This is a genomic window from Azohydromonas aeria, assembly GCF_009760915.1.
In the GTDB taxonomy this organism is placed as follows: Bacteria; Pseudomonadota; Gammaproteobacteria; order Burkholderiales; family Burkholderiaceae_C; genus Azohydromonas; species Azohydromonas aeria.
Window position 1 is genome coordinate 1 of record NZ_VIDQ01000180.1, and the last position, 1984, is coordinate 1984.

Annotated in this window: 2 protein-coding genes; both read right to left on the bottom strand. The window is 69.1% G+C overall.

The features are described from left to right. Positions 1-1071: branched-chain amino acid ABC transporter permease (locus FJ694_RS36310; RefSeq protein WP_157272372.1), on the bottom strand; the 1071-nt coding region annotated here is incomplete at its 3' end. A gap of 22 nt (positions 1072-1093) precedes the next feature. Beyond that, positions 1094-1984: branched-chain amino acid ABC transporter permease (locus FJ694_RS36315; RefSeq protein ID WP_157272373.1), on the bottom strand; the 891-nt coding region annotated here is incomplete at its 5' end.

The window sequence follows — 1984 nt, forward strand, 5'->3', positions numbered from 1 at the left end:
CGGCTTGGGCGCGGCCTTGCCGTGCTCGGGCGGCGGCCAGATGCCGCGCGGGCGCAGCAGCATCACGCCGATCATGGCCAGCGCGATGAGCAACTGGCGCAGGATCGCGGCGTCAAGGCGACCGCCCGTCATCTCCTGCAGCGGGCCCGCGACGTAGCGCAGGATCTCCGGCAGCGCCGACAGCGCCACCGCCCCCAGGATCACGCCGGGGATGTGGCCGATGCCGCCCAGCACCACCATCGCCACGATCATGATCGACTCCATCAGCGAGAACGACTCCGGCGAGATGAAGCCCTGGAACGCGGCGAACATCGAGCCCGAGACGCCGCCGAACGTCGCACCCATGGCAAACGCCAGCAGCTTCATGTTGCGCACGTTGATGCCCATGGCCTTGGCCGCGATGTCGTCCTCGCGGATGGCCATCCAGGCGCGGCCGATGCGCGAGTTCTCCAGCCGGTGGCAGATCACGACCGTGAGCACCACCAGCGCCAGGAACAGGTAGTAGTACAGGACGATCGGCGAGAGCGTGTACTCGCCGATGGTCAGTGGCTTGCCGAAGCTGAAGCCGCCGACGTGCATGGCGTCGATCTGGCTGATGCCGCGCGGGCCGTTGGTGATGTTGACCGGGTGCTCCATGTTGTTCATGAAGACGCGGATGATCTCGCCGAAGCCCAGCGTCACGATGGCCAGGTAGTCGCCGCGCAGGCGCAGCACCGGCGCGCCCAGCACGATGCCGGCCAGCGCCGCCACCCCTGCGGCCAGCGGCACGATGACCCAGATGGGCATGTGCACCCCGTTGGGGAAGGCCGCGGCGAAGGCCGGGAAGTTCTCCGACAGGTGCGGCGAGGCCAGCAGCGCGAAGAGGTACGCGCCCACGGCGTAGAAGGCCACGTAGCCCAGGTCCAGCAGCCCGGCATAGCCCACGACGATGTTCAGCCCCAGCGCCAGCATCACGTACAGCAGCGCCAGCGCCATGATGCGCACCCAGCCCTGGCCGAAGCCCTGCGCCACCAGCGGCAGCGCCAGCAGCGCCAGCGCGGCGATGAAGAACAGTACAAGCTTGTTTTTCATGGTCTCTTGACTCCCTGCGCCATCACGCGCGGTCGGCCGTGCGCTCGCCCAGCAGCCCCTGCGGGCGCAGCGTGAGCACCAGCACCAGCGCCATGAAGGCGAAGATGTCGGCGTAGTGGCTGCCCAGCACGCCGCCGGTGAGCTCGCCCAGGTACCCCGCGCCGATGGCCTCGATCAGCCCCAGCAGCAGCGCGCCCACCACGGCGCCGGCCAGGTTGCCGATGCCCCCCAGCACCGCGGCCGTGAAGGCCTTGAGCCCCGGCAGGAAGCCCATGGTGTGCTGCACGGTGCCGTAGTTGGCCGCCCACATGATCCCGGCCAGCGCCGCCAGCGCCGCGCCGATGATGAAGGTCGCCGAGATCACCCAGTCGGGGCGCACGCCCATGAGCGAGGCCACGCGCGGGTTCTCGGCCGTGGCGCGCATGGCGCGGCCGAGCTTGGTCTTGTTGACCAGGTACAGCAGGCCCGCGAGCACCACCGCCGTGATGCCCAGGATGAGGATCTGCGTGACGCTGATGACGGCGCCGCCGACCTCGATCGGGTCGGTGGGCAGCAGCTGCGGGAAGGGCTTGGGGTTGGGCTTCCAGATGATCATGGCCAGCGTCTGCAGCAGCAGGCTCATGCCCATGGCCGTGATCAGCGGCGCCAGGCGCGGCGCGTTGCGCAGCGGCCGGTAGGCCAGCTTCTCGATGGAGAAGTTCAGCGCCGCGCAGATGACCACCGCGCACACCAGCGAGATCAGCATCAGCAGCCAGCCGGGCAGCCCCGAGTCGCCCAGCGCCGTGACCACGGTCCAGCTGACCAGCGCGCCCACCATCAGCACCTCGCCGTGGGCGAAGTTGATGAGGTTGATGATGCCGTAGACCATCGTGTAGCCCAGTGCCACGAGCGCGTACATGCTGCCCAGCACCAG